The 4686-nt window shown below is 64.4% G+C and carries 5 protein-coding genes; 4 read left to right on the top strand and 1 reads right to left on the bottom strand.

Going from position 1 to position 4686, the window contains the following annotated elements; translation table 11 throughout:
• A partial coding sequence (locus B3446_RS25100; protein ID WP_291386515.1) for a tetratricopeptide repeat protein occupies nt 1-479 on the bottom strand: 479 nt, incomplete at its 3' end.
• Nucleotides 480-635: 156 nt separating this feature from the next.
• Between B3446_RS25100 and tssJ the strand changes: the two genes are divergently transcribed.
• From tssJ to B3446_RS25080, 4 genes are all read left to right on the top strand, one after another.
• Entirely contained in the window at nt 636-1253 is a 618-nt protein-coding gene (tssJ, locus tag B3446_RS25095; protein WP_291386513.1) for a type VI secretion system lipoprotein TssJ, read from the top strand.
• An 84-nt stretch (nt 1254-1337) separates the two neighbouring features.
• Nucleotides 1338-2684 (top strand): type VI secretion system baseplate subunit TssK, encoded by a 1347-nt coding sequence (gene tssK / locus B3446_RS25090; protein WP_175123333.1) that lies wholly within the window; start codon nt 1338-1340, stop codon nt 2682-2684.
• Nucleotides 2685-2694: 10 nt separating this feature from the next.
• The gene (locus tag B3446_RS25085; RefSeq protein WP_175123334.1) at nt 2695-3474 is read left to right on the top strand and encodes a DotU family type IV/VI secretion system protein; all 780 of its coding nucleotides are present in this window, start codon (nt 2695-2697) and stop codon (nt 3472-3474) included.
• Nucleotides 3475-3575: 101 nt separating this feature from the next.
• Nucleotides 3576-4686: type VI secretion system Vgr family protein (locus B3446_RS25080; protein WP_291386509.1), on the top strand; the 1111-nt coding region annotated here is incomplete at its 3' end.

Genomic DNA, 4686 nt, shown 5'->3' with positions numbered 1-4686 from the left:
GGCCGGGGCGGCGGGCGGCGTCCCTCGGGGAACAGGACGTCCTGGCCCAGCGTTTCACGCATCGCCTCGGCCAGCGCGACGGCGTCCGGGCGGGCATTGCCGGCCAGCAGCGCGTCGGCGCGCACATCGGCCAGGGACTGCATGGCCACACGCAAGCCACCGACGGCGCGCACCGTCTTGGCCACGAAGTCATCCGGATCGCGGCTCAACGTTTCGTCGGCGGCCACGATCGCCTGCCCATATTTCTGTTGGTCGAAGCGGATCTTGGCGATGTAGGACCAGGGCTCGCCCTTGGACGGATTGCGCTGCGCGATCTCTTCAAATTGCGCGACGGCCAGGTCGGCGTCCTTCTGCGCCAGCGTCTTTTCCGCATCGGCCAGGGACTGCTTGTATTCGGCGTCGGACTGTGGCTTGACCGTCGCGCAGCCGGCCAAAAAGGCAGCCAAACCTGCGATGACAACGAGGCGGGGGAAGCGCATTTTTTAAGCACCTAGCAAGGTTGTAACCAGGGGCCGTATTTCAACAACCTTTTGTTAGTGCAGCGCTACAGCACGTTTCTTCATGTTACTTGCGTCGAATTTGCACGTATCGTGCCGTGATCTGTATTGCTTCACACACTTCCGGTATAAAGAGCCATGTCCAAACATATCCGTTTATCACGTTTGTTCACGGGGTTGTCGTGTGCGCTTGCGAGCACCGTCCTTACTGGATGTGCAGCCGTTTCGGCCATCGGCGCGGTGGCCGGTTTGACGGGCAATGCGATGGAGATGACGGGCCTGAAAAAGCCCGAAAACGCGCCTGTGGAAGTGGATCTGGCGATTCACGCCGGAGAAAATTTGAATGCCGGCGCCGGCCAGGCGATGGCGGTCGTTACAAAAATATACTACCTGAAGAATCCTGAGCCATTCCAGCGTGCGCCGCTCACGCAATTGATAGACACTGCCGGGGAAAAGGCAGCCCTGGGGGAATCAATGCTGGGTTCGCGCGAGCTCACGCTCACGCCGGGACAGCGTTACGAAACCGTCGAAAAAGTCCCCAAGCAAGCCGATTACATCGCTGTCGCCGGGCTGTTCTATGCACCCGCGCCCATGCGGTGGAAGTACGTATTCAAAGTCGAAGATGTGGAAGACGACGGCATCGTACTGGGCGCGCATGCCTGCGCGCTGACGGTGGCCAAGGGCCGCCCCACGTTGCCTGCGGGTGTACCCGCCTACGATCCGTCACGCCTGTCCGGCGTGCAGTGTCCAGGCTGAAGCATCAAAGCCGCCCGCCGTTCACATCCTTCAATTCTTATCGCTACAGAGAAACCCGGAAAGACGAAACAGGGAGCGCGTATTTTGAGTTACTCCGCCAAAGTCCTTTGGGGCGAAGGTCTGTTCCTCCGGCCGCAGCATTTCCAGCGGCAGGATGCATATCACGAAGATCGGCTGGCCGAAATGGCCCGCGTGTTGCACCCCTATGCATGGGGTCTGCGCTCTGCGCGTTTCGATGCCTCGGCGCTAGCCAATGGCATGCTGCGCGCCACCGAAATGAGCGCCGTGTTTCCGGACGGCGAACTCTACAGCGCGCCACACGGCGATGAACTTCCGCCGCCTGTCGCGTTGACCGCGCTGGATGGCGTGACCGAAGCCGTGTTCTATCTGGCGATCCATCCCTTGAAGGCCATCGGCGGCAACTACCGCGACGCCCAGACGTCGGGCAGCTTCGATTCCCGTTACACGCACAGCAATACCCCCGCCCCCGATCTCTACACCGGCGCGGCCTCCGCCGAGCTCGCATTCCTGCGCAAGGACGTGCGCCTGATCTCCGAATTCGAACCGCGTGACGAACTGCTGGCAATTCCCGTGGCGCGCGTTCGGCGCACGGCCAACGCCAGCTATGAACTGGATACGACATTCATTGCGCCCAGCCTGTCGCTGACCGCCTCGGGCGCCCTGCACGAGCTGCTCCGGCGGCTGCTCGACGCCTTGCAAGCCAAGGTCAACGCGCTCTACGGATTTCATCGCGAACCCAGCAAGAACATCATCGAGTTCCGCTCTGGCGACGTCGCCTCGTTCTGGCTGCTGCACACCGCGAACGAGGCCTACGCCACGCTGTCGCACCTGTTCCATCACCCGCAGTTGCACCCCGAGCGCCTGTTCCAGGAACTGGCACGGCTGGCGGGCGCGTTGATGACCTTTTCCAAGGTGCACACGCTGGCGGATCTTCCCGTGTATCGCCACGATGCGCCCGGACCGGCATTTGCCCGCATGGACGAGATCCTGCGCGACCTGCTCGAAACGGTGATCTCGACCCGGTACTTCTCGATCGTGCTCGAAGAGTTGCGCCCCTCGTTCCACATGGGCCGCCTCGATTCCGAAAAGCTGGACGAGACCACCTCGCTGTATCTGGCGGTCCAGGCCGCGATGCCCGCCGCTGAACTGGCCGAGAGCGTGCCCATGCGCTTCAAGGTGGGCGCGCCGGAAGACGTGGACAAGCTGGTGCTGTCCGCCATGCCGGGCGTGCCGCTTTCCTATACACCTCAGGTGCCGCCCGCCGTGCCCGTCAAGCCGGGCGCTGTCTATTTCGCGTTGCAGACGCGCGGTTCGTTGTATGACCGCATGCTGCAGGCGCGAAGCATTGCCATCTATGCCCCCGCCGGGATTCCCGAACTCAAGCTGGATCTGATCGCAGTGACTCGCTGACAGGAACGACATGACTGCTGACGCCCCCTCCCTGATGCCTGGCGCAACGCTGCCGCCGCACGCGGCAGCCTTTCACGCAAGCCGTCCCGCCCGGTCGTTGCTGGATCTGATGTACGACGGGTTCCTGATGCTGTTTTTGCTCAAGAGCGGCCAAGAGCCCGCCGACGCGGCCGCCTTCTCCGCCCATGTGCAGCAGTTCCTGGCGGACTACGAGCGCGCCGCCAAGAAAATGGATATTCCCGCCGAGGACGTGTACGCCACCAAGTACGCGTTCTGTGCCGCCGTGGACGAGACCGTGCTCAATTCCGGTTTCGCGATCCGCGACGCCTGGATGCTTCAGCCGCTGCAGCTTGCGCTCTTTGGCGAGCAGCTGGCGGGCGAGAACTTCTTCGCCCGGCTGGAGGATCTGCGCGCGCAGGGCGCGCCGCGCCTGCAATCGCTGGAGATCTATTACATGTGCCTGCTGCTGGGCTTTCAGGGCAAGTACCTGATCGAAGGCCAGGAAAAGCTCGGGTATCTGACGGCGCGGCTGGGCGACGAAATTGCCCTGTTGCGCGGTAAGCGCACCGGCTTCGCGCCGCACTGGCCGCTGCCCGATAAGGTGGCGCACACGCTCAAGCGCGACGTGCCGCTGTGGTCGATCATGGCGTTGTTCGCATTGCTGGGTCTGCTCGCCTTCCTGGGCATGGGCCACTTCCTGAACACCGAAATGCAGACCGCGATGGCGCCCTATCACGACATCGTCAAGCTGGGTCCGCGTGCCGCGCACCTGACGATTTCGCTGCCCTAGCGGCGGCACGCAAGACCCGGGCGGGCCACGCATGAGAAGGCCCGCCCCTTCCGGCGCACCCGCGCGCCTCTGGCTTCGCCAAACGAATACCGCCCAGCCCTATGAACGCCTCGCCTTCCAACGCCCCGGCCTATTCCACGCTGAACATTGCCACCTTGTCGCAACAAGCCCGCTTGCTGCGCCTGACCACCGCGCTTGATGCGGAACTGGTCGTCGAGCACATGAGCCTGTCCGAGGGCGTCTCGCGGCTGTTCTCGATGACGCTGGATTGCCTGGCGGCCAGCGCGGAACTGGACGTGGCGGCCTTGCTGGGCAAGGAGATCACTGTCAGCCTGCTGCAGGCCGATGGCACGATGCGGCACTGGCACGCGGTGGTCGAAGGCGCGGACGCGCTGGGCGCCGATGGCGGCCTGGCGCGCTACCGTTTGCATGCGGCGCCGTGGATGGCGGCGCTGGCGCTGCGCCGCGACAGCTTTATCTATCAGGACCTGTCGGTGCAGGACATCGTCAGCGAGGTGTTTTCGGATTATCCCCAGGCCGCGTTCGCCTTCGAACTCACCGAAGCGCTGCCGCCCCGTGCGATCTGCACCCAGTACCGTGAATCGGACCTGGCGTTCGTGGAGCGCATCCTGGCGCAGGCCGGCCTGTGCTACCGCTTCGAGCACCAGCAGGACGATGGCGAAAGCGCTGGCGGCGGCGCGCGCCACCGCGTGGTGATCTTCGATGCGGACGCGGCGCGTCCGGAAGACCCGGCGTCACCCCTGCGCTTTCACCGCAGCGACGCCACGGAAACCAGCGACAGCATCACGCGTTTTTCCGCCGTGCAATCCGTCCGTCCGGGCAGCGTGGCGCGCGCGGCGTGGAACGAGCGCTCGTTGACCGCGCACGCCGCACAGTTGCAGTCGCAGGTAATCGTCGAGGCGCTGCCCGTGCTGGAAGACTACGACTACGCGGGCCACGGCCAGTACGCCGACGACGATGCCGCCGAACAGAGCGCCGCGCGTGCGATGCGCGCGCACGAGTCGCGGCTGGTGCGCTTCGAGGGCGCCGGCACGGCGCGCTCGCTTGCGCCGGGCCGGGTTTTCTCGCTCAGCCAGCATGACCGCTACGCGCAGGGCGGCGGTGGAGAAGCCATCGATGAGCTTGCCGGCAACCGGTACGTGCTGATCGACGTGAGGCACGAAGCCACCAACAACCTGGGCGGGCAAGCCG

The organism is Achromobacter sp. UBA5777 (assembly GCF_002418565.1).
Classification (GTDB): Bacteria; Pseudomonadota; Gammaproteobacteria; order Burkholderiales; family Burkholderiaceae_B; genus Achromobacter; species Achromobacter animicus.
This window is presented reverse-complemented; position numbering and strand designations above follow the sequence as displayed.

Excerpts from the sequence above, each read along its gene's own strand:
- tssJ (WP_291386513.1), top strand. The coding sequence starts at position 636 with ATGTCCAAACATATCCGTTTATCACGTTTGTTCACGGGGTTGTCGTGT.
- B3446_RS25085 (WP_175123334.1), top strand. The coding sequence starts at position 2,695 with ATGACTGCTGACGCCCCCTCCCTGATGCCTGGCGCAACGCTGCCGCCG.